Source organism: Vibrio sp. 1731 (assembly GCF_033339955.1).
GTDB lineage: Bacteria > Pseudomonadota > Gammaproteobacteria > Enterobacterales > Vibrionaceae > Vibrio > Vibrio alginolyticus.
Genome location: NZ_JAWOVO010000011.1, coordinates 129,701 through 151,805 on the forward strand (window position 1 = coordinate 129,701; position 22,105 = coordinate 151,805).

General features: G+C 45.2%; 19 protein-coding genes. 11 read left to right on the forward strand and 8 right to left on the reverse strand.

The window, feature by feature from the left end; translation table 11 throughout:
• The first annotated feature begins 20 nt into the window (after positions 1–20).
• The 5 genes from thiI (at position 21) to rlmM (ending at position 4,980) form a co-directional block, all read left to right on the forward strand.
• Entirely contained in the window at positions 21–1,469 is a 1,449-nt protein-coding gene (gene thiI, locus R7035_RS14640; RefSeq protein ID WP_042521212.1) for a tRNA uracil 4-sulfurtransferase ThiI, read from the forward strand.
• Positions 1,470–1,979: 510 nt separating this feature from the next.
• Positions 1,980–2,900 carry a transcriptional regulator GcvA gene (locus tag R7035_RS14645; RefSeq protein ID WP_005383616.1) on the forward strand — a complete coding sequence of 307 codons (921 nt, stop codon included), beginning with the start codon at positions 1,980–1,982 and terminating at the stop codon, positions 2,898–2,900.
• Entirely contained in the window at positions 2,881–3,504 is a 624-nt protein-coding gene (locus R7035_RS14650; protein ID WP_005383614.1) for an alpha/beta fold hydrolase, read from the forward strand. The genes R7035_RS14645 and R7035_RS14650 overlap by 20 nt, the downstream gene beginning before the upstream one ends.
• Positions 3,494–3,892: a DUF423 domain-containing protein gene (locus R7035_RS14655; protein WP_025768894.1), complete on the forward strand. Its 399-nt coding sequence runs from the start codon at positions 3,494–3,496 to the stop codon at positions 3,890–3,892. The genes R7035_RS14650 and R7035_RS14655 overlap by 11 nt, the downstream gene beginning before the upstream one ends.
• Positions 3,889–4,980, forward strand: a complete 1,092-nt coding sequence (rlmM, locus tag R7035_RS14660) for a 23S rRNA (cytidine(2498)-2'-O)-methyltransferase RlmM (RefSeq protein ID WP_017820611.1) — start codon at positions 3,889–3,891, stop codon at positions 4,978–4,980. Before R7035_RS14655 ends, rlmM begins: the two co-directional genes overlap by 4 nt.
• 108 nt (positions 4,981–5,088) lie before the next feature.
• Here rlmM and xni read toward each other — a convergent pair whose 3' ends face one another.
• The 5 genes from xni to queF form a co-directional block, all read right to left on the reverse strand.
• Positions 5,089–5,871 carry a flap endonuclease Xni gene (gene xni, locus R7035_RS14665; RefSeq protein ID WP_262651971.1) on the reverse strand — a complete coding sequence of 261 codons (783 nt, stop codon included), beginning with the start codon at positions 5,869–5,871 and terminating at the stop codon, positions 5,089–5,091.
• Between the two features lie 58 nt (positions 5,872–5,929).
• Entirely contained in the window at positions 5,930–7,306 is a 1,377-nt protein-coding gene (gene ppnN / locus R7035_RS14670; protein ID WP_005383611.1) for a nucleotide 5'-monophosphate nucleosidase PpnN, read from the reverse strand.
• 291 nt (positions 7,307–7,597) lie between these two features.
• Positions 7,598–9,172 carry a diguanylate cyclase gene (locus R7035_RS14675; protein WP_318146173.1) on the reverse strand — a complete coding sequence of 525 codons (1,575 nt, stop codon included), beginning with the start codon at positions 9,170–9,172 and terminating at the stop codon, positions 7,598–7,600.
• A 98-nt stretch (positions 9,173–9,270) separates the two neighbouring features.
• Entirely contained in the window at positions 9,271–11,553 is a 2,283-nt protein-coding gene (locus R7035_RS14680; protein WP_017635678.1) for a tetratricopeptide repeat protein, read from the reverse strand.
• A 164-nt stretch (positions 11,554–11,717) separates the two neighbouring features.
• Complete coding sequence (gene queF, locus R7035_RS14685; RefSeq protein WP_213886769.1) at positions 11,718–12,563, reverse strand: NADPH-dependent 7-cyano-7-deazaguanine reductase QueF; 846 nt, start codon at positions 12,561–12,563, stop codon at positions 11,718–11,720.
• A 108-nt stretch (positions 12,564–12,671) separates the two neighbouring features.
• Here queF and syd point away from each other — a divergent pair, with 108 nt between their 5' ends.
• Positions 12,672–13,217, forward strand: a complete 546-nt coding sequence (gene syd, locus R7035_RS14690; RefSeq protein WP_262651969.1) for a SecY-interacting protein — start codon at positions 12,672–12,674, stop codon at positions 13,215–13,217.
• A 2-nt stretch (positions 13,218–13,219) separates the two neighbouring features.
• Positions 13,220–13,996, forward strand: a complete 777-nt coding sequence (locus tag R7035_RS14695) for a Zn-ribbon-containing protein (protein ID WP_005383605.1) — start codon at positions 13,220–13,222, stop codon at positions 13,994–13,996.
• 126 nt (positions 13,997–14,122) lie between these two features.
• Here R7035_RS14695 and R7035_RS14700 read toward each other — a convergent pair whose 3' ends face one another.
• The 3 genes from R7035_RS14700 to metN are packed head-to-tail and all read right to left on the reverse strand — an operon-like array spanning position 14,123 to position 16,666.
• Positions 14,123–14,932, reverse strand: coding sequence for a MetQ/NlpA family lipoprotein (locus R7035_RS14700; RefSeq protein ID WP_005381966.1), 810 nt, complete (start codon positions 14,930–14,932; stop codon positions 14,123–14,125).
• Between the two features lie 32 nt (positions 14,933–14,964).
• The gene (locus R7035_RS14705) at positions 14,965–15,642 is read right to left on the reverse strand and encodes a methionine ABC transporter permease (protein ID WP_005383604.1); all 678 of its coding nucleotides are present in this window, start codon (positions 15,640–15,642) and stop codon (positions 14,965–14,967) included.
• Positions 15,632–16,666 (reverse strand): methionine ABC transporter ATP-binding protein MetN, encoded by a 1,035-nt coding sequence (gene metN, locus R7035_RS14710; RefSeq protein WP_005381962.1) that lies wholly within the window; start codon positions 16,664–16,666, stop codon positions 15,632–15,634. The genes R7035_RS14705 and metN overlap by 11 nt, the downstream gene beginning before the upstream one ends.
• A gap of 341 nt (positions 16,667–17,007) precedes the next feature.
• On the opposite strand from metN, the gene gmhB reads away from it, so the two are divergent.
• The 4 genes from gmhB to treC all read left to right on the forward strand — a co-directional run bounded on the left by gmhB (position 17,008) and on the right by treC (position 21,955).
• On the forward strand, positions 17,008–17,559 hold the full coding sequence (gene gmhB / locus R7035_RS14715) for a D-glycero-beta-D-manno-heptose 1,7-bisphosphate 7-phosphatase (RefSeq protein ID WP_005381961.1): 552 nt from the start codon (positions 17,008–17,010) through the stop codon (positions 17,557–17,559).
• 74 nt (positions 17,560–17,633) lie between these two features.
• Positions 17,634–18,581, forward strand: coding sequence for a trehalose operon repressor TreR (treR, locus tag R7035_RS14720; RefSeq protein ID WP_262651968.1), 948 nt, complete (start codon positions 17,634–17,636; stop codon positions 18,579–18,581).
• A gap of 176 nt (positions 18,582–18,757) precedes the next feature.
• The gene (treB, locus tag R7035_RS14725) at positions 18,758–20,182 is read left to right on the forward strand and encodes a PTS trehalose transporter subunit IIBC (protein ID WP_262651966.1); all 1,425 of its coding nucleotides are present in this window, start codon (positions 18,758–18,760) and stop codon (positions 20,180–20,182) included.
• Positions 20,183–20,269: 87 nt separating this feature from the next.
• Positions 20,270–21,955 carry an alpha,alpha-phosphotrehalase gene (treC, locus tag R7035_RS14730; protein WP_053350273.1) on the forward strand — a complete coding sequence of 562 codons (1,686 nt, stop codon included), beginning with the start codon at positions 20,270–20,272 and terminating at the stop codon, positions 21,953–21,955.
• Positions 21,956–22,105: the final 150 nt, after the last annotated feature.

Genomic DNA, 22,105 nt, shown 5'->3' on the forward strand with positions numbered 1-22,105 from the left:
ACTAACCTGCGAATTAGACTATGAAATTTATTGTAAAGCCCCATCCAGAAATTTTTGTAAAAAGTGAATCTGTGCGTAAGCGCTTCACAAAGATTTTAGAGTGCAACATTCGTAACATCATTAAGAGCCGCACGGAGTCTGTCGCGGTATTTAACCGTCGTGATCACATTGAAGTGACCTCTGAGAGTAACGAATTCCACGCTGAAGTTCTTGAGGTTTTGACTCATACACCAGGCATTCACCACGTACTGGAAGTGAAGCAAACTGAATTTAAAGACTTGCACGATATCTTCGAGCAAGTACTAGAACTCAACCGTGCTGCACTCGAAAATAAAACCTTTGTTGTACGTGCGAAGCGTCGTGGCAAGCATGACTTTACCTCTATTGAACTAGAGCGTTATGTAGGCGGTGGTTTAAATCAAGCGATTGAAAGCGCTAGTGTTAAGCTACGAAACCCAGACGTGACGATCAAGGTAGAAGTCTCGAACGACAAGCTAAACCAAGTATTGTCTCGTCATAAAGGCCTAGGTGGTTTCCCACTGGGTACGCAAGAAGACGTGTTAAGCCTGATCTCGGGTGGTTTCGACTCTGGTGTTTCAAGCTATCTTCATATCAAGCGTGGTTCAAAAGTACATTACTGCTTCTTTAACTTAGGTGGTCCAGCACACGAAATCGGCGTTAAGCAGGTTTCTCACTACCTATGGAACAAATACGGTTCTTCAGCAAAAGTACGTTTTATCTCAGTTGATTTCGAGCCTGTGGTTGCGGAAATCCTAGAGAAAGTCGATGACGGCCAAATGGGCGTGATCTTGAAGCGTATGTTTATGCGTGCAGCAGGCATGATCGCTCAGAAGATGAAGATCGAAGCATTGGTAACAGGTGAAGCGCTAGGTCAAGTATCGAGCCAAACGCTAACCAATCTACGCCACATCGATAACGTAACTGACACGCTGATTCTGCGTCCACTTATCAACTGGGATAAAGAAGACATCATCAATCTAGCACGTGAAATCGGCACAGAAGATTTCGCGAAGACAATGCCAGAATACTGTGGTGTTATCTCTAAGAAGCCAACCGTGAAAGCGGTGAAAGGCAAGCTAGAAGCTGAAGAAGAGAAATTCGACTTTAGTATCCTTGAGCAAGTGGTTCAAGAAGCTCGCATGATGGACATTCGTGATATTGCGAAAGAGTCTGAGCAAGCCGCACCAGAAGTAGAGCAAGTTCAAGCGATAGAAGAGCACGCGGTTGTGCTAGATATTCGTAGTCCTGAAGAGGAAGACGATAACCCACTTGAAATCGAAGGTGTGGATGTGAAACATATCCCTTTCTACAAGCTGGGTACACAGTTTGGTGACTTAGACCAGTCTAAGACATACCTACTTTACTGTGACCGCGGTGTGATGAGCCGTCTGCAAGCGCTTTACTTGCAAGAGCAAGGCTTCAGCAACGTAAAAGTTTACCGTCCATAGCTGACTGTTAAAATACGTTAAAAGGCGCAAATTGAGACATCAATTTGCGCCTTTTTTGTTTTTGATCGCGTTACAGACAACCATTACTTAGCATAATGTTGAGGCTTATCGCAAAGCCATACACTTTGTGTTGATATAACGATAATTAATCCGAAAGAAGAGTAATAAAGTGATATTGCTGCCAGATATGCGGATGAGATTTTTGATAGATAAAAAAACACCGCCTAATTTAGGCGGTGTAACAAATTTGACAGACAGGTCAAAAATAAATACAGGAAGTATATGTTTTGTCACAGGGAGTGTGGACAAAACATTATGGTAGAAATCTACCTAACTCGAAATACGAGTTTGCAAACACAACATCGCAACAACGAAGCCAATTGATTTCCAAAGAAATCAAGCCGTTCAGGCCCGTGTTGCGGGGTGAAATATAGAATTTATCTGGCTGTTCGACAACGGACATTTTATAATGTTTCAGATTAAAAAAACTAATCCTATTAGAGGTCCCATATGTCTCGCAGATTGCCTCCATTAAATTCGCTTCGAGTCTTCGAAGCGGCTGCTCGTCATCTCAGTTTTACACGAGCAGCAGAAGAGTTATTTGTTACTCAAGCCGCGGTCAGTCACCAGATTAAAGCGCTTGAAGAGTTCTTATCATTGAAGCTCTTCCGTCGACGTAATCGTTCTTTGTTGTTAACAGAAGAAGGCCAAAGTTACTTTCTCGATATCAAAGATATTTTCACCTCGATTGCGGAAGCGACAGATAAGGTGTTGGAACGTAGCGAAAAGGGGGCATTGACGATTAGCCTACCGCCGAGTTTTGCTATCCAATGGCTTGTACCTCGTTTGGCCGATTTTAATGCTCAAGAGCCCGATATCGATGTACGTATTAAAGCCGTAGATATGGATGAAGGCTCACTGACTGATGATGTTGATGTGGCGATCTACTATGGCCGTGGGAACTGGCCAGGTTTGCGAGCAGATAAATTGTACCAAGAGTTTTTGATCCCACTTTGTTCACCTTCATTACTTTTGGGTAACAAACCATTAGAATCTTTAAGTGACCTCAAATTACATACTTTGTTACACGATACTTCGCGTAAAGACTGGAAGCAGTTTGCTCGTCATTACAACATTGAAGGCATCAACGTAAACCACGGTCCTATTTTTAGTCACTCAACGATGGTGCTACAGGCTGCTGCGCACGGTCAGGGGGTCGCGCTCGGTAACAACGTACTCGCCAAACCTGAAATGGAAGCCGGACGACTCATTGCACCATTCGACGAGGTGTTGATATCTAAGAATGCATTCTATGTGGTGTGTCATGAACAGCAGGCAGATATGGGCCGAATTGCAACGTTTAGAGACTGGATGTTAGCAACCGCGAGAAAAGAACAAGAGGAAGTATTGGATGAATCACTGGATAGCTGAGGGGCCTGAAAACGGACCGCTGTTTATTTTTGCTCACGGCGCAGGTGCGGGGATGGAGCATGACTTCATGACAGCTGTCGCCAAAGGATTAGTGGAGCAAGGTATTCGTGTAGTGCGTTTTAATTTCCCTTACATGGTGAAACGTTCGGAAGATGGCAAAAAGCGTCCGCCCGATCGCGCGCCAAAGTTGCTCGAAGCATACAGCGAAGTGATCGCTCACTTTACTTCTTCTCCCGTGGTTATTGGTGGTAAGTCAATGGGCGGTCGTATGTCGAGCTTGTTGGCTGAAAATGAGCTGGTGGCGGGCATTGCCTGTTTAGGGTTTCCATTTCACCCACCAGGAAAGCCAGAGAAATACAAAGGCGAGCACTTAGCAACCATTGAGAAACCTACGCTGATTCTGCAAGGGGAACGAGACACCTTTGGTAAGCGTGAGGAATTCGATGATTTCGTCCTTTCGTCACAAGTAACGGTGAGCTTTTTACCTGATGGTGACCACAGCTTCAAACCGCGCAAGATCTCAGGTCATACTGAAGTGGGTAACATTGCACTCGCGATAGAGCAGTTAGCGGCGTTTATAAAAGAGGTGTACAGTGAAAAGTAAGTGGTTACTCTCATTCTCTGGATTGTCTGGGCTGATTTCGGTCGCTCTTGGAGCATTTGCTGCTCATGGGCTGAAAGCGACACTGGCCCCTTATTTGCTCGGTGTATTTGAGACCGGAGTTCTGTATCAATTTATTCACACGTTGGCGATTGTGTTTTGTGCCATTCTGCTTCTGCTCAATTTGGGACAAAAAGCACAAAAATATTTTTTCATTGCGGCGATTTGCTTTATTATCGGCATCTTTTGTTTTAGCGGCAGTCTTTACGCGCTGGCGCTGACGGGCATTAAGTGGTTTGGGCCAATTACTCCTGTGGGAGGATTACTGTTCATGATTGGTTGGTGTCTGTTCTTTTTTGCTGCGTTCAATATCAAAGAGGTCTCCAAGTGAAACAACTAATGCTCTATTGCCGTTCTGGCTTTGAGAAAGAGTGTGCTGGTGAAATTCAGGACAAAGCGACACAGTTGGAAGTGTATGGCTTCCCTCGTGTGAAGAGAAACTCAGGTTATGTTGTCTTCGAGTGTTACCAAGATGGAGATGCCGACAAACTTGCGAGAGGTTTAGACTTTAAGTCTTTAATTTTTGCTCGACAAATGTTTGCGGTAGCAGCTGAGTTTCAATCGTTGCCAAGTGATGACCGCATTAGTCCAATTTTGAATGAACTAGCAGACATTGAAGCATTCCCTCGTTGTGGTGATTTGAGAATTGAAACGCCAGATACAAATGAAGCGAAAGAGCTACTGAAATTCTGCCGTAAGTTTACCGTCCCAATGCGTCAAGCGTTGCGCGGCAAAGGCTTAATGCTGAACAAAGATAACGCGAAAAAACCAGTACTGCACATTTGCTTTGTTGAGCCTGGCCACTGTTACGTTGGTTACTCTTACACTGACAACAACTCACAGTTCTTCATGGGTATCCCTCGCCTTAAATTCCCAGCAGACGCTCCAAGTCGTTCAACACTTAAACTGGAAGAAGCATTTCATGTCTTTATTCCACGTGAAGAGTGGGATGAGCGTTTGGCACCAGGTATGTGGGGTGTGGATTTAGGTGCATGTCCAGGCGGTTGGACGTACCAATTAGTGAAGCGCTCAATGTTCGTTCACTGCGTTGATAACGGCATGATGGCAGACAGTTTGATGGAAACTGGCCAGATCAAGCACCATATGGTGGATGGTTTTAAGTTCGAACCAGACCGCAAGAACGTAACATGGATTGTTTGTGACATGGTGGAAAAGCCAGCTCGTGTTGCTCACCTGATGGGACAGTGGCTGTTAAAAGGTTGGGCAAAAGAGGCCATCTTTAACCTTAAGCTGCCAATGAAAGGGCGTTATGACGAAGTGCTGCAAGACCTTGAAAATCTGAAGCAGTTCCTCATTGATAATAAGGTAAAGTTCAAGCTACAAGCTAAACATTTGTATCATGATCGTGAAGAAATCACGATTCATATCCAATGTCTGTCGAATATTTCACCTTACTAACTTTATTCCCCGAGTCTTTTGGGAATAGTGATTAGAATAGAAAAAGCGCCTTCAAATGGCGCTTTTTTAATATCTGAGTGTTTCATGGTGTGAAACTACCATCGGGCACTACTCCGCTTTGTTTGGCCCTAAAAAGCGAATATCTTGCAAGTTAAAGCCTAGTTCTATATCGCACTTTAAAGCGGCGACGAGTTTACATAAACGAGCAGACTCAATGTGCTCATCCAATTTTTTACGGTATTTCGGTACGAGATCTTCACTAGCGTAGGCTGCTTCAATACTCTCAAACTGAGTGAGAATCTCTTTCGCTGCTTTCGGGCCAATTCCAGGTATGCCCGGAACCTGGCTAGAGCTTATCCCTGTTAATCCCCAGTAATCCGCTAGTTGACTTGGTTTTACGCCGAACTCTTTTTCGATAAATGGTTCATCTAACCAACGATGTTGGAAATAATCACGGATTTGTAGGGTAGGGGAAAGCAGCTGGCAGTAACCTTTGTCAGTCGAAACGATGGTGACCTTTTCACCATGGCTGGCCACTTTCGTTGCGAGTGTAGCAACCAAATCATCTGCTTCATCGCCTTCAGACAGCAATGAATCAATACCTTGCTCCCACCACGCTTGTTGAATCGCATCTAACCCTTGCAGTAGTGGCAGAGGCATTGGTTTTCGGTTTTGCTTATAGTCAGGGAGAATTTCAGCGCGCCAACCTCTGTCTTGTTCGTGGTGATCAAAAACTGCGATGATGTGTGTCGGGTTGGCCTCTGACAGAATGCGAGTGAGGGTTCTTTGCGTTGTGGTTATGGTTCTTGCTATGTCGGTTGGATCTGGTTGTGCTGAGTGCACTCGGCGGATCAGGTTTAGGGCATCAATGATAACAAGATGAATAGACATAATGACTTAGCAATAAAAAAGGGGCGTAATGCCCCTAGTGTAACGAATGCTAGCCTGACTATCGACCACCAATTTCCGGGTGAGCGATTCGATAACACGGTTCGTAGTCTGAACCGCCAGGTAATTTCATTCGGTGCTGTTCGACAAAGTCTTTTAGCAACTTATCGAGTTTTTTCATGAGGACTGCGTCGCCATGAATGGTGAAAGGCCCTCTACGTTCTATTTCTCGAATGCCTTCAGCCTTTACGTTACCTGCCACTATGCCAGAGAAGGCTTGACGCAAGTTGGCCGCTAAAACTTGCGGTTCTTGATCTAGGCTTAAATCCAATTGTTCCATCGACTCATGAGTAGGCTCGAATGGCAGTTGGAAGTTTGGCTCAATTTTCAATGACCAGTTAAAGCTGTACGCATCGCCTTTCTCTTTTCGGTGAAGGCGTACCGAGTCCATGGAGCGTTTCATAATACGAGCGACTTCTGCCGGGTCGTCAATGATGATCTCGTAGTGCTTTTGCCCTTCCTCACCAAGTGTGTCGCGAATGAACTCATCAATAGAGCGGAAGTACTCTTCACTCTCTTTTGGTCCTGTTAATACGATAGGCATTGGCTGATCGGCGTTATCCGGGTGCATCATGATGCCAAGAATGTACAGTAGCTCTTCCGCTGTGCCCGGGCCACCTGGGAAAATAACGATACCATGAGCCATACGGACGAAGGCTTCCAAGCGCTTTTCGATGTCGGGCATGATGACCAGTTCATTTACTATTGGGTTTGGTGGCTCGGCCGCAATAATCGAGGGCTCGGTTAAACCAAGATAACGTTGCTGAGTATAACGTTGCTTTGCGTGCCCAATCGCTGCACCTTTCATCGGCCCTTCCATTGCGCCAGGGCCGCAACCTGTACAGATGTTAAGTTCACGCAGGCCCAGTTCGTTACCCACTTCACGTGTGTACTGATACTCCACTCCATTGATAGAGTGACCACCCCAACATACGACAAGATTCGGTGCGATACCTGGAGTTAATGCTCTGGCATTACGAAGAATGCCGAACACGAGGTTCGTAATGTGAATTGGGTTAGTAAGGTTGAGCCGCTGGGCGTCTGCCAAATGCATGTTTACGTAAACGATATCACGCAATACGGAGAACAGATGCTCTTGGATACCTTTAATTATTTCGCCGTCAACAAAAGCGTGCTCTGGCGGATTAGTCAGTTCAAGCTTAATACCACGCTCACGACGCACGACGTTGACATCAAACGATTGGTATTTATCGAGCAGTTCTTTCGAGTTATCGGTATGGCTACCGGAGTTCAACACCGCTAATGTGCAATTACGGTACAGCTGATAAAGTTCACTCGAGGCTGTGTTCTTTAAGCGCTCTACTTCTAGTTGAGATAGCAAGTCCATGCTACCAGCGGGGCTTATATGGGTAATCATAACGCCTCCTTGTGTTGCATTAATTTGAGGGAAAGTACCAACTTACCTTTTTGGTGTTATACGTATGGTTTGATGAAAGGTAGTTGGCCGATTTGGTTTTATGGTTATCAACTCCCAAGCAACCTCAAGATGATACATTTGCCTTTTATAAATACATCATCTTGAAGTGACTTGGGTTTTTACAGCTTAGCAGACTAAAAGGGAAGAAATGTGATAACTCGTTGAAAATGGGTGGTTATAAAGCGTAGATTGCACCAAATTTGGTTTGTTTGCTCGCTTTTTGTACGAATCTTAGCTCCAGTTAAGCTGGTTTGTTCCACGTTTTTTAGCGTCCGCAAGCATCTTGCCAAGACGATCGAGCACATACTCTGGCGTATCGGACTCTTTGAAAGACGTCGATACAGCAGCTAAGGTAATCATAATATTTTGCTCACGGAACTTAAAGGGTAATTGGCTAATATCACGCTGGATATGCTTAATCAGATCCAGTGTGTATTCTTCAGATTGTTCCGGGACGAGTAGAATAAACTCCTCGCCACCAAAGCGAGCTACTGTTTCCGTTTCTGATACGCGCTTGTTAATAGTACGAGCGATGATCTTCAGCGCTTTATCGCCAGCCGTATAACCATAGCTATCATTCACCGCTTTGAAGTTGTCTACATCAAATAGCACAACACGAAGGTTTTGCTGAGAGCGAATCCAACGGCGATACTCTAGCTCTAGTCGATCGTTAAATGCAGTGCGGTTATAAACTTTAGTTAGCGGGTCGAGCAACATGCGCTGAGCTTGGTCATCTAAGCGTCGACGATAATCTTGCGTAGTTTCAAATACCGCTTCGAGTTGGTTCTTACTGTAACTCAACCGTTCTTGCAGCGCTTGCTCTCGCTCTTCCGTCATTTTCAGTCGCTCTGTCAGCGACGCCATTTTTTCGAGAAGAGGCGTGATTTCTTTTTTCACAACCGCGATATCTTGAGCTTGATTAAGTGACTTTTGGCTTAATTCAACCAAGCTGTTCATTTCTGTGTTGAGCTCTTGGCGGTGTTCAAAGTAGGTATGATGCTGGTCGACGTTCTGATGAACGGTTTTTAGGTTACTTGCGAGAGAAGTGTTCAGCTGATCAAGGAATTGGCTAGACGCCTCGCGCTCGAACTTTGTTGCTTCGACAACCAATTTCAGCGTTGAGAGCGTAAGCTCAATGAGAGACTCGGCACTCACGCCAAGGAGCAACTTAGCGCGAATATCCAGCAATCTATCGCCTGATTCTCCCTCGAAATCCAGCTCTGTAATAGTATGTTGGAGGTCGCTGGCTAAGCACTCAAGCTGAGATCTGTCGGGATTGTTTTCAAATTCACTAAGATGTAGACGTGAATTAGACGTGATGATTTTCAGAGCGCGTTCGTAAATACTCAGTAGCTTAGTGGCTTGATCAGCTTTATTGCTGGCGTGAACTTCAGAGAAACTCATCAGGTTCCGTAGTTCACGTTTTAACTGCGCAGGTAAGCCCGTGACACGTTGCAGTGTTTCACCACTGTGCTTGATTTGTTCGTCAAGGTAACCGTTTTGTTTATCCATCGTCTTCGACTGCTGTTTGAGCATCCTCTCTAATACCGCTAAACGCGGGATAAGAGTGCTGATATCTTTTTGATGTTGCAGCTCTTGTTGGATTTCAAATAGGTAGTTGGATACCTGAGTATTCGAACCCTGGGAACCCTGGCAAGCTGAAGACAATGATGCCACAACGCGTTTAAGAACTTGTTGTTCACGTTTGAATTTGAGTGAAGTATCACGATGAGTCAGTCTGAGTTGGTCAAGTTGACAACTCAGCTGATGCAGCTGCGACTGAATATCGGATTCCAAGATTCCCATGAAGTGACTACGGTTAAGTCCATGTACTACTGACAATTATCTGATAATAACAAAAAACTTTATAGCGTCATTAGTTATTACGTTCAACAGGCGTTTAATTATCCATTTTTTAATATTTTCTTGATGTCGTCCTCATTCTTGTAGGACGAATGGATCTTGATCAGGCCTTGGCTAATGGCATGTTGACAGGCAGTTCTTATGTTACCTGTTGCAAAGCTAGCAGCAGGCGCATTATCGATGGCTTTTAAGAACACCCAGTGGCTTTGCTTATCCTTCAAGCTGACTTCTCGTGCGATGTGAGTCGCAAGCAACAACAGATCGAGTAATTCCTCATCGTTAATTGCAGTGTAGGCTCGGGGTAAGAACGGATAATCACTGATGCCCATACGAATAATACGATTGACGTTGTGCTGCTGTGCGAACTCATCCACCCAAGTCTGGAATTTTTCGAACATGACTTCGGCAGAAGCATCACGGTCAGCGTTCGGTTCTATGTAGAGTAAGTTCGCATCTGAGAAATGGTAAAGACGCGACGGTTTTTCTATTTTTTCCGCAAGGAAGTCGCCAAATGCCCGTTCTAGTTCTAGACCTGCCTTATAGCCGTTATGGACGTACATGCTTCGTAAGAATGGCAAATCGATCATAACAAAGCGTAGGCGATCATTAAGTGGTTCGTGGATCAATTCACCCATTTGCCATTGCTCGAAAGTTTCGCTCGACTTTTTCAATGAGCGAGAAAGCTTAACATTCAGCATACGCAAGTTACGTAAACGAGAGCGAGAGTGGGTGAAGAGGTCGTTACGCAGTTTTTCGATTTCACTTGCTTGGCGCTGCATAATGACACCACGGCGCATAATGAACAAAAACATGACCAATACAGTAATAAACAATGCAAATGAGATTTTCTGGAATTTACGATGCTCTCTTTCCACTTGCTCTAAGCGTTCTGATTGACCGATGTAATGGATGGTTTGTTCGGCAAATTCTTTTTGCTGACGGAACGCATCCTCACTGATTTGGTTAAGCTGCTTTTGTTCTAGACGAACGAGGTTTGTGTATTTTTTATAAGCTTGCAGAGAAAGTTTGTATTCGCCTGCCTGCTCGTAACCCAACCCAAGTAAACGGTATGACTGCTGCTTAATGAAGTTGTTATTTTCAGGTGACTTTTCAGCAAGCGCTAACGCCAGCTTTGCGTTAGTAATGACGTCTTTACTGTCATTTTGATGATAAGCCAGACCTGACTGAAGCAGGGCAGCCTTTGCTTCAAGCTTAGGAATATTGGTGTATTCTAAAAGCTCTTTAGAGCGGTCTAAGTACTGCTCTGCTAGCGCGTAGTTATAGAGTTGTAGGTAGGTAGCCGCCAAGCTTAAGCGAATTTTAATGATTCTATTGATGTTCTTACTGGTACTTTCATGGTCAAGCACGTTGAAGTAATGCACTAACGCAAGGTTAAACTTACCCTGATAAAAGTAGATGTCGCCCATTTGCTCTAGGACGTCCGCTAGGATCGGAGAGCTAGGGTAAGAGTCATAAAAATCTGCGGCTTGAGATAAGTATTCGATCGCTTTGTCGTACACTCGTCGCTCCTGGAAGAGCCTAGCCAAAAGGCGATTCACTTTTGCTAATCTTGCACCACTGTTACTTTCAATAGATTGCCAATAACCGTATAGCAGTTCTGACAAAGCCAAATTGTACTTCTTGCTATTGAGGTAAAACTCGCCGACGGCAGTGTAGTAGTCGATCAAGGCTAACTCAGAGCGGCTATCGTCAAGCATGGTCTTTGCTTCAGAGTACAAGTTTTCCGCTTTAATGATATCGCCACTATGTGAAGCGAGGAGTGCTCTTTGCATCACTAGTCGGTAGCGAACGCTGTCGGTGCGTTGTAATACGGCATCGGCTTCATCGAGCTGTTGTTCAATTTGGTTAAGCGTGTCTTCCGCTTTTGAGTAGTTTTCGTCGTACATCCAAATCATTTGGTTGCGCATCAGCTGGAGATCTAAGTCCATGTACGGCAATTGATATTCTTGCGCTAAGCGTTCCGCTTTATTTAGGTGCTCGATAGCCGAACGAACATTACCCATGGCGTAATCTGCCTGAGCGATAATCTTGTGCGCTTCGATGGTGCTGCTTGGTGTGCGAACGCTACGATCTGTTTCGTCGCGAGACATGGCTGAAGGGCTGTCACTTTCTTTGCGTTCTGTTAGCTCACGCTGTGACAAATAGTTGGTTGCCGCTTGTTTTGCTTGTGATGGCTCTATTTCCGCCAATTGTTGTGCTTCGTTGAGTAACGCGGACGATAAAATGGTTGCATGAAGTGGCTGTACAAACAGCAAGCAAAGAAAGCCAATCAACTTGAATAGACGCGAACTGTCCCAAAACATCCTTTCGTTCCCTCGAACTGTTTTTAGATATTGCGATAACGGCGAAAAGCCTCAATTAGCCGTTTAAATGCGGGTTTAAGCCATTTGGTATAGTAACATGCTTGGACAATAAAAACGTCCGGCAACCCTTTAGATTGCCGAACTTATTTCTGTTGCCTATGCGCTTACTGACGAGCCATACGGTGATTGTGAGCTGGCTTATCTTGTTCCGTTGAGCGGTAAGGGTTGATATCCAAGCCACCACGGCGCGTATAGCGGGCAAATACGGTCAGTTTGCTTGGTTGGCAGTATTTCATTAGATCCGTAAAAATACGCTCTACACACTGTTCGTGGAACTCATTGTGCTCGCGGAAAGACACTAAGTAACGTAACAGCTTCTCACGATCTATTTTTGCGCCTTGGTAGCGAATTTCTACACTGCCCCAGTCGGGTTGGTTAGTGATCAAACAGTTTGATTTCAATAGGTGGCTATGTAGCACCTCTTCAACTTGTACTTCACCTGCCGCACCTTCAAGTAAATCGGCATCAAAATCGTAACTGGTGATGTCAATGTCTTGGTCATCTATACATTCACCGTCCATTGTCACAATAGGTTGATTGGTATAGTGGGTCACTGGATTCACCTCAACCAGCACCTTTTCACCTGCGCATTCAGACAGGTCTTGTGTTAAACGCTCAGTCACTTCTTCCCAGCTTGCAAAGCGGGTTTGGTTGTAGCTGTTTAAGTACAGTTTGAAAGACTTCGATTCAATCAAGTTTGCACTGGTGGCTGGAATGTATACTTCGCCAACGGCCACTTGTGGTAAACCTTTACTATTTAACCAAGACAGTTCATACAGCGTCCAAATGTCGTGCCCCATAAAAGGCAGAGTATCGCCTAACTGAAGGTCATCTCGGTTCAGGCTGCGAGGGACTGGTTGCAGCAAGCTTGGGTCATACTGGTTCGCATACTCGGTCGTTTTACCTAGTGTTAGGCCAGCAAGCTCTTTAGCGTCAGAATATTTGCTCATACTTTGTGGTCGTTTTCGATTAGAATGGCGAGAATTTTACTGAATCCGCTGGTCAATTGCCATCCGGCAAGTACGGCTATCTGATAAATAAGGAATGAGGAGACCTTCATGATCCAAAACGTTACTCAGGCGCTACAAGAGTTCAGCCTGCGCTACCAACAAGCTTGGCAAGCTAAGCACAATGAGTTGCCAAGCAGTGAAGAGCTTGCAGAGCTTGTTTCTCCTTGTGTCGAAGAGAAGCGTGATGGAAAGGTGCTTTGGAAATCGGTCGCACGTGATGAAATGGCCGATTTCACCAATGTGGAAAATGCGATTGAGTTGTCACTGCAAGATGATGTTAAAGCCTTTTATGGTTCTCAATACTGCGCCGATATGGAGGCAATTTGGCAAGGTAATTCGTTGACGCTGCTGCAAGTGTGGAGCGATGACGATTTCGTGCGTCTACAAGAAAATATTCTTGGTCATTTGGTGACGCAGCGCCGCTTGAAACTTAAACCAACAGTATTTATCGCAGCGACAGATGAGGAAATGGATGTGATTTCTATTTGTAACCTCACTGGCAATGTGATTCTAGAGCGTTTGGGCACCTCTAAACGTGATGTATTGGCAGATTCATTGGTTGAGTTCTTGAATAAGTTAGAGGCTGCCGTCTAAGTATGTATGTTGTTGAGTTGCAGTTTGAGTGTTTTGATAACACCACCGTCAGCGCGGTAGACAAAGCCATTAATGGCTTGATGGATGCTCTGCGTTACAACGGCCAAGTATTAGGTCGTGAATTCCCGATAGTGATGGGAGAAGGTGAATTTTTCGTTCGTGTTGTTTGCCCAGAACAAGACAGCTTGCATCCACGTTATCACTCAGATTTCGTCAAAGTGTGCATGAACCGTTTGTCGGATGCGTCTTTGCTTGCTCCGAAAATGCGTATGCTGGGGCGTGATTTGAATTCAGAACAAGCAGCCGAAGAAGAGACACCTAGCTGGCAAGTGTTGTACACGACTTATGTTCATACGTGTTCGCCTTTGCGAAGTGGTGAAACCCTGTTGCCAATTCCTTTGTATCGTAATGAGCCAACACTTAATGGAGACCATAAAGCCGTCATTAAGTGGCAGACTGAGTGGCAAGCGTGTGATGAAATCCAAATGGCAGGGGGTTGCCGAGCGGAACATGCGGCGCTGCACGAAATTTGCGATGTGGATAGTGTGCTGTTTCGCCGAGGTTGGGACTTACGTGGCCGTATCGAATACATCACGAAGATCCCTACGTACTATTACCAGTATCGTGTCGGAGGTCAGTCGCTGGAGAGCGAGAAAGCGCGCAAGTGTCCAAAATGCGATGGCGAGTGGCTACTCGATGAGCCACTACATGACATATTTCATTTTAAGTGTGATGACTGCCGAATCGTGTCGAATATCTCTTGGGACCACCTTAAGTAGCGAATTGAAGCTACTTAAATGGTTAGATAGAGAAATAAAAAGGGCTGATGTTTTTACATCAGCCCTTTTAGGTTTAGAACGTTTACGTTTGGAACGTTGTTTTCGGTCATGTTTTGAAAAGTGGGATTACCAACCTTTCACAACACCGCCTTTGAACAGCTCTTTTGCCGCTTCGTAAACTTCTTCCGTTTGGTAAGCTTTTACGAAGTTTTGTACGTTTTGCGCATTAACATTTTCTTCGCGAGCGACAATTAGGTTTACGTATGGTGAGTCTTTATCTTCAACGAACACGCCGTCACGCTCTGGCGATAGGTCGATAGAGCTTGCGTAAGTGGTGTTGATGATAGATAGCGTTACGTCATCCAGTGAACGTGGAAGCTGTGGGGCTTCTAGTTCAATGATTTCGATATTTTTAGGGTTGCCTACGATGTCACGTACTGTAGCGAGTAGACCAACGCCATCACGTAGCGTAATCAAACCTTGTTGCTCAAGAAGCAGTAGTGAGCGACCTAGGTTCGTTGGGTCGTTTGGTACTGCGATGCGTGCGCCATCTTGAATTTCATCAATTGATTTTACTTGCTTTGAGTAACCAGCAATAGGGTAAACGAATGAGTTACCCGCGATAGCCAGTTTGTAGCCGCGGTCTTTCACTTGTTGGTCTAGGTATGGTTTGTGCTGGAACGCATTCGCGTCTACTGAACCATCATCCAGAGCGGCGTTTGGTGTTACGTAATCGGTAAATGTTACTAGCTCAACGTCTAGGTTGTATTTCTCTTTTGCTACTTTAGCGGCAACTTCGGCTACTTGTGCTTCAGCACCAGCAATAACGCCAACTTTTACTTTGTTTACGTCTACTTCTTTGTCGCCGCAACCCGCTAGAGCAAGAGCAGAGGCGGCCGTTGCTACAGTCAAAAGACCTTTAAGGCTAAATTTCATCTTTATCTCCTTATAATTTGTATTTTTGATGCTTATCTGTGGTCTACACGGCGCACCACTGCGTCGCCGATAGACTGAATAATCTGTACTAGAACAATCAACATCACGACAGTCACGGCCATGATAGTTACATCGTAGCGGTGGAAACCGTAACGAATGGCTACGTCACCTAGGCCGCCGCCGCCTACCGTACCCGCCATAGCTGAGTAGCTAACGAGAGTGACCAAGGTAATCGTTACTGAGTTAACAATAGTCGGCATTGCTTCAGGTAGTAGAACTTTTGTGATGATCTGTGTTGGTGTCGCCCCCATTGACTGCGCTGCTTCCACCAAGCCTGTCGGTACTTCTAATAAAGCACCTTCAATAAGACGAGCGACAAAAGGAATGGCGCCAATAGTCAGTGGGACGATTGCTGCGGTTGTGCCGATAAAGGTTCCAACTAGCATTTTTGTCACTGGAATAATCGCAACCATCAGTACGAGGAATGGCACTGAACGACCAATGTTAACGATAGCGCCTAAGCCGCTATTTAGTTTGGTGTTTTCAAGTAGGCCGCCTTTCTTAGTAATATGGAGGATTACGCCTAATGGAATACCCACAGCAAAGCCGACTAATCCGGCAACCGCAACCATGTAAAGCGTTTCCCACGTTGCACCTAAAAGTAGTTTGCTGTTTAAACTCAGCCATTCAGAAATCGTATTAAAGGACATAACCAAGTACCTCTACTTTTACGTTGTGCTTACGCAGGTATTCAAGAGCTGCGTTGTCATCTTCTTCGTTACCAAATAGCTCTGCGACCATCATGCCGAATTTCACGCCACCAGCGTAATCAAGGTCGGAACTCAAAATACTCACATCAATATTGTATTTACGAGAAATTTGCGACATTAACGGTGCATCGACGGTTGCGCCAGTAAACTCTAAGCGAACCAACGGGTAGCTGCCATCAACACGCTCTGCTTGCAGACGTGCTTGGTAATCTTCAGGAATGGAAAGATCCAGCGTTGAGCGAATGAATTGGTGTGCTAGCTCTGTCTTAGGGTGCGCAAAAATATCGCCAACGGTGCCTTTTTCCACCAGCTCACCACCACCGATGATTGCTACTTCGTGACAGATGCTTTTTACGACTTCCATTTCGTGAGTGATAAGTAAAATCGTGATGTTGAGTTTGCGGTTGATCTCTTTCAATAACTCAAGGATAGATTGAGTTGTTGCTGGATCTAGTGCGCTAGTGGCCTCATCACAAAGCAGCACGCTAGGATCGGATGCCAATGCACGAGCAATTGCCACACGCTGTTTTTGTCCGCCACTTAAGTTAGATGGGTAGCTCTCGTGTTTGTCGGCTAAGCCTACAAGCTTTAGCAACTCAGTTACTTTTGTTGTGATTTGCGATTTGTCTTTACCTGCCAGTTCTAGGGGTAATGCCACATTATCAAACACAGTACGAGACGAAAGCAGGTTAAAGTGCTGGAAGATCATGCCAATGTTACGGCGTGTTTCGACTAGTTGTTTTTTACTGAGTTTGGTTAGATCCACACCATCAACGATGATGGAACCAGAGGTCGGTGCTTCTAGCATGTTGACACAGCGAATCAGCGTACTTTTACCAGCACCTGATGAACCGATAACACCAAAGATGGTGCCTTTGTCGATGTGTAGGTTAATGTCTTTCAGGGCAAGGATTTCCTTACTGCCTTGGTAGAACACTTTATTGACGTTTTTTATTTCTATCATGTTTCAACCTGCCCAAAGATACGGGGAACTTCGCTGTCAAAAACGGCCTTTGACAGAACTTAATGTTGAGCTTTATCTCAATTTTCAGTTGATGCTATGGGTTAAGCAGAATGAAGTCAATAGATATTTTTACGTCTAGACGTCTAAATGTATGGATGTTCTGTTTTGAAACGAAGATGTATAGATAACAAGCAGGAGGTAGACGGCGGGGCACCCTCAGATTTACCGATTCTTGCCCAACAAATCAACCGTTTTGTCGAGGCCTAGAATGAATTAGATAGTGTTGAAGTTTATAAGGTATGTAATAATCTGATTAAACCGAGTTAATAGAGAAATACGTTTTGGCAAAACCTGCTGTTTTTATCGATCGTGATGGCGTGATAAACGTTGACCACGGCTACGTTCATGACGAACATGATTTTGAGTACATTGATGGTGTATTTGAAGCGACGAAAGCGCTAAAAGATAAAGGCTACCTTCTAGTGTTAGTGACGAATCAATCGGGCATCGCACGCGGTAAATTCAGTGAAGACCGTTTCTTGTCTCTGACTCAATGGATGGATTGGAACTTTGCTGATAATGGTGTTGAGTTCGATGGTATCTATTACTGTCCACATCATCCAGAACATGGCATTGGCGAGTACAAGCAAGATTGTGAGTGCCGTAAGCCAAAACCAGGCATGTTCATTTCTGCGCGTGACTTCTTGAAGATCGACATGGAGAAATCTGTGATGATCGGCGATAAAGCTGAAGACATGATGGCAGCAGAAGCGGCAGGCGTTGGCACTAAGATTTTGGTTCGCACTGGTAAGCCAGTAACGGAACAGGGCGAAGCCATTGCAACGGTAGTATTAGATAGCATTGCAGATGTGCCTGCGTACTTAAACAAGTAATCTTCATTACTGACTGAGTTAAGGGAAGCCACTGCTTCCTTTTTGTTTGATTCCTTCTTTTAGTCTGAACACTTATGAGCAAAAAACTCACCATTCTTGATATCGCAAAATTGGCAGGCGTGGGCAAATCGACAGTAAGCCGTGTGCTTACTAACGATCCAAAAGTGAAACCCCAAACGCGAGAGAAGGTAGAGCAAATCATTCGTGAATCAGGCTACGTCCCATCAAAGTCGGCGCAATCAATGCGTGGCGGCAGCCAAAAAGTTATTGGGGTTATCATCTCCCGTTTAGATTCACCATCAGAAAATCGCGCCGTTGGTACCATGCTCAATGCTTTGTATTCCGCTGGTTATGATGCGGTGATCATGGAGAGCCAATTCGATAGCGATAAAACCAATGAGCATTTGGATGTGCTTAGACGTCGCAACGTCGATGGGGTGATCGTGTTTGGTTTTACTGGATGTGATGAGCGAGCATTGGCGGAGTGGGGGAATCGTATCGTCGTGATCGCGATGGACACGCAAATGGTTTCCTCGATCAACTACGATAACCAAGGTGTGATAGACATGGCTTTGTCTCACCTTGAGCAGCAATCTTTATCTCGCATTGCTTATATTGGTGTTGATCCTGAAGACAAAACCACTGGCTTAGCTCGTCTAAATGCTTATAAAGCTTGGTGTCAACGCAAGCAAATTGCACCTTGTTTCCAAACGGGTAAGTTGAGCCATGAAAGTGCTTATCAGTTGGTAGACAAAGTCCTTCAATCTGATACTCAGGCCATCGTGTGCGCCAGTGACACTATCGCGTTGGGCGTGATTAAGCGTCTTCAAGAGTTAGGCCGTGAAGACGTGGTTGTGACAGGTGTTGGTGGTAATGAATTGCTCTCTTTCCTTTTCCCTAAAGTATTTAGTGTCGACCCAGGTTATACCCTTGCAGGTGAGAAGTCCGCTAACATGCTGATCAATCAATTAAATGGTGATGAGGAAGTGGTTCACTTTACTCAACAGCCTATCGTTTGTTAATCCACACTAAAACGATCTGCTCTAAAATTATACTGTGATCATTCTCAATTAATGGGACTGTTCCCATTTTGTTTTTTGTCTTCGAATGGCAATATTAAAATTAAGAAATGGGAATGTTCCCATTTATAAAAACAAAATGATGAATCGAATGTATCCAATACAGGGTGGACAAAGTTATGAGTAAGATTGCGCGTAAAGACGTGGAGCGTCTTATTGAGCTGGTCGGGGGGCCGGACAATATTGCCAGTGTAAGTCACTGTTTAACTCGCTTGCGTTTTGTTCTAAATGATACGGACAAAGCAGATACGAAACAGTTAGAAACATTACCGATGGTGAAGGGCTGTTTTACCAACGCAGGCCAGTTCCAAGTGGTTATCGGTACTGAAGTGGATGAAGTTTACAAGGTACTGATCGGACTGACGGGTAAAAGTGAAGCCAGCAAAGACGAAGCGAAGAACGCTGCTCGTCAAAACATGAATATCGTTGAGCGTGGTATTTCCCACCTTGCAGAAATCTTTGTACCACTGCTACCAGCGATCATCACCGGTGGTCTGATCCTTGGTTTCCGTAACGTGATTGGCGACATCAAGATGTTTGATGGTCAAACGCTAACGGAAATCAGCCAGTTTTGGGCAACTGTACACTCTTTCTTATGGCTGATTGGTGAGGCGATCTTCTTCTTCCTACCGGTTGGCGTATGTTGGTCGACAGTGAAAAAGCTCGGCGGTACTCCGATTCTGGGTATCACGCTTGGTGTAACATTGGTTTCGCCGCAGTTGATGAACGCCTACCTGATTGGTAAGCAAGTACCCGAAGTGTGGGACTTTGGCTTATTTACCATCGAGAAAGTGGGCTATCAGGCGCAAGTGATTCCAGCAATGCTTGCTGGTATGGCTCTGGCGTTTATTGAAACCAACTTAAAACGCATCATTCCGTCTTACCTTTACCTAGTGGTCGTGCCGTTTGTCTCTATCATCGTGTCTGTGATTCTTGCGCACTCTATCATTGGCCCATTCGGTCGTATGTTGGGTGATGGTGTTGCTTTCGCAGCAAAAGCAGCCATGACAGGTGACTTCGCAATGATTGGCTCAACCATCTTCGGCTTCCTATACGCGCCGTTGGTCATTACTGGTATTCACCACACCACCAACGCGGTTGACCTTCAATTAATGCAAGAGCTAGGCGGCACGCCAATTTGGCCTCTGATTGCGCTTTCAAATATTGCTCAAGCGTCTGCGGTCGTCGGCATCATTATCATCAGTAAAAAACATGGCGAGCGTGATATCTCAGTACCTGCGGCTATCTCTGCTTACCTTGGTGTGACCGAGCCGGCGATGTACGGCATCAACTTAAAATACAAGTTCCCAATGCTGAGCGCGATGATCGGTAGTGCGTGTGCTGCTGCTATTTGTGGTAGTGCGGGCGTAATGGCGAACGGTATCGGTGTGGGCGGTTTGCCGGGCATCTTGTCTATCCAACCGCAGTTCTGGGGCATTTTTGCTTTGGCTATGTTAGTCGCAATGCTAGTACCTGCTGCATTAACGTTAATTCTTTATAAGCGTGCACAAGCCAAAGGTGAGCTTGAGCCTGCAAACGCGTAATTCTATTTGAGGCAGTGACTTGGCTGCCTCCTCCTATTTTTCTTTTCAAATTTTAAGTTTCCGATTACTGGTAAGTGAGTGTTAGAAATGGCTATGACCAAGCATGATGAGAGCTGGTGGAAAACCGCAACCATCTATCAAATTTACCCAAAAAGCTTTTGTGACAGTGGCAGTAAAGGCACGGGCGACATCAAAGGGATCATTTCTAAGCTGGATTATCTTAAGCATCTTGGTGTGGATGCGATTTGGCTGACGCCGGTTTACCAATCGCCAATGATCGACAACGGTTATGACATATCCGATTACTACTCGATCAACCCTGAGTTCGGCACTATGGAAGATTTCGATACTTTGCTAGCAGAAGCGCATCAGTTGGGTATTCGTATCATCATGGACATTGTAGTGAACCACACGTCGACAGAACACAAGTGGTTCCAATCCGCACTGGGTGATAAAAACAGCCCATACCGTGATTACTACATCTGGAAAGATCCGGTAGATGGTGCTGAACCAAACAACTGGCAATCAAAGTTTGGTGGCAACGCTTGGGCGCTAGATGAAAAAACAGGCCAGTACTATTTGCACCTTTTTGCTAAAGAGCAAGCGGACTTAAACTGGGAAAACCCAGTAGTGCGTGAAGAAGTGAAAGAAGTCATCAGCTTCTGGGCAGACAAAGGTGTCGATGGTTTCCGTCTCGACGTTATCAACCTGATTTCCAAGCAGCAAGATTTTCCAAGTGACGATATTGGTGATGGTCGTCGTTTCTACACGGATGGTCCACGTGTGCACGAATACCTTCAAGAGATTAGCGAATCTGTGTTTCAAAAATACGGCAGCGTGACGGTGGGTGAAATGTCTTCCACTACGCTAGAGCACTGCCAGCAATATTCTTCGCTAGACGGCAAAGAGCTATCCATGGTGTTCAACTTCCATCATCTGAAAGTCGATTATCCAAATGGTGAAAAATGGACCAAAGCGCCGTTTGATTTCATTCAGTTAAAACAGATCTTCAATCATTGGCAAACGGGCTTAAATGGCAAAGGGTGGGGGGCGCTGTTCTGGTGTAACCACGACCAGCCACGCGTTGTGAGCCGATTAGGTAACGACGAGCAATACCGTGTTGAATCTGCCAAGATGCTTGCGGCATCAGTGCACATGATGCAAGGCACACCTTATGTTTACCAGGGGGAAGAGATCGGCATGACCAACCCGGGTTATACCGAAATCAGCCAATATCGTGATGTTGAAAGTACTAACATGTACGACATTATGGTCAACCGTGATGGTGTATCTCATGACGATATGATGGCGATCTTGGCACAGAAGTCGCGTGATAATTCACGTACACCAATGCAATGGAACAGTGCAAAACACGCGGGCTTTACTGAGGGAACGCCGTGGCTTGAAGTGGCGCAGAATTACTCTGAAATCAATGCTGAAGCTGCGGTTGCCGATTTGAACTCGGTGTTCTACTTTTACAAGCGTCTGATTGAACTGCGTAAACAGGTTCCAGTCATCACCGATGGCCGTTACGAGGACCTGCTGCCAGAGCACAAACGTATTTTCGCTTACGCTCGTCAGAACGATAAGCAAACGCTGCTGTGTATCAATAACTACTACGCTGAAGAGGTGGAATGCGTTCTGCCAGAACGTTTTGATATGAGTAAGGCGAAAAACTTGCTATCTAACTATCAAAACTCAGCGAGCGCAGTCGCGTCAAACCATCAAGTGTTACGACCTTACGAAACTCGTATTTTATTGATAGAAGAATAAACTCGGGTGTCATCACCCCTAAGATTGATGTTCGAGATGAAGGCTTTGGTGTGCTCCCCAAAGCCTTTTTTATGGTTCATCGCGGATAAGCGGGAACTCAAAACAAAAACGGTAGTAAGTGATAGAGTTTTATCGCCAAACAAAACCTAC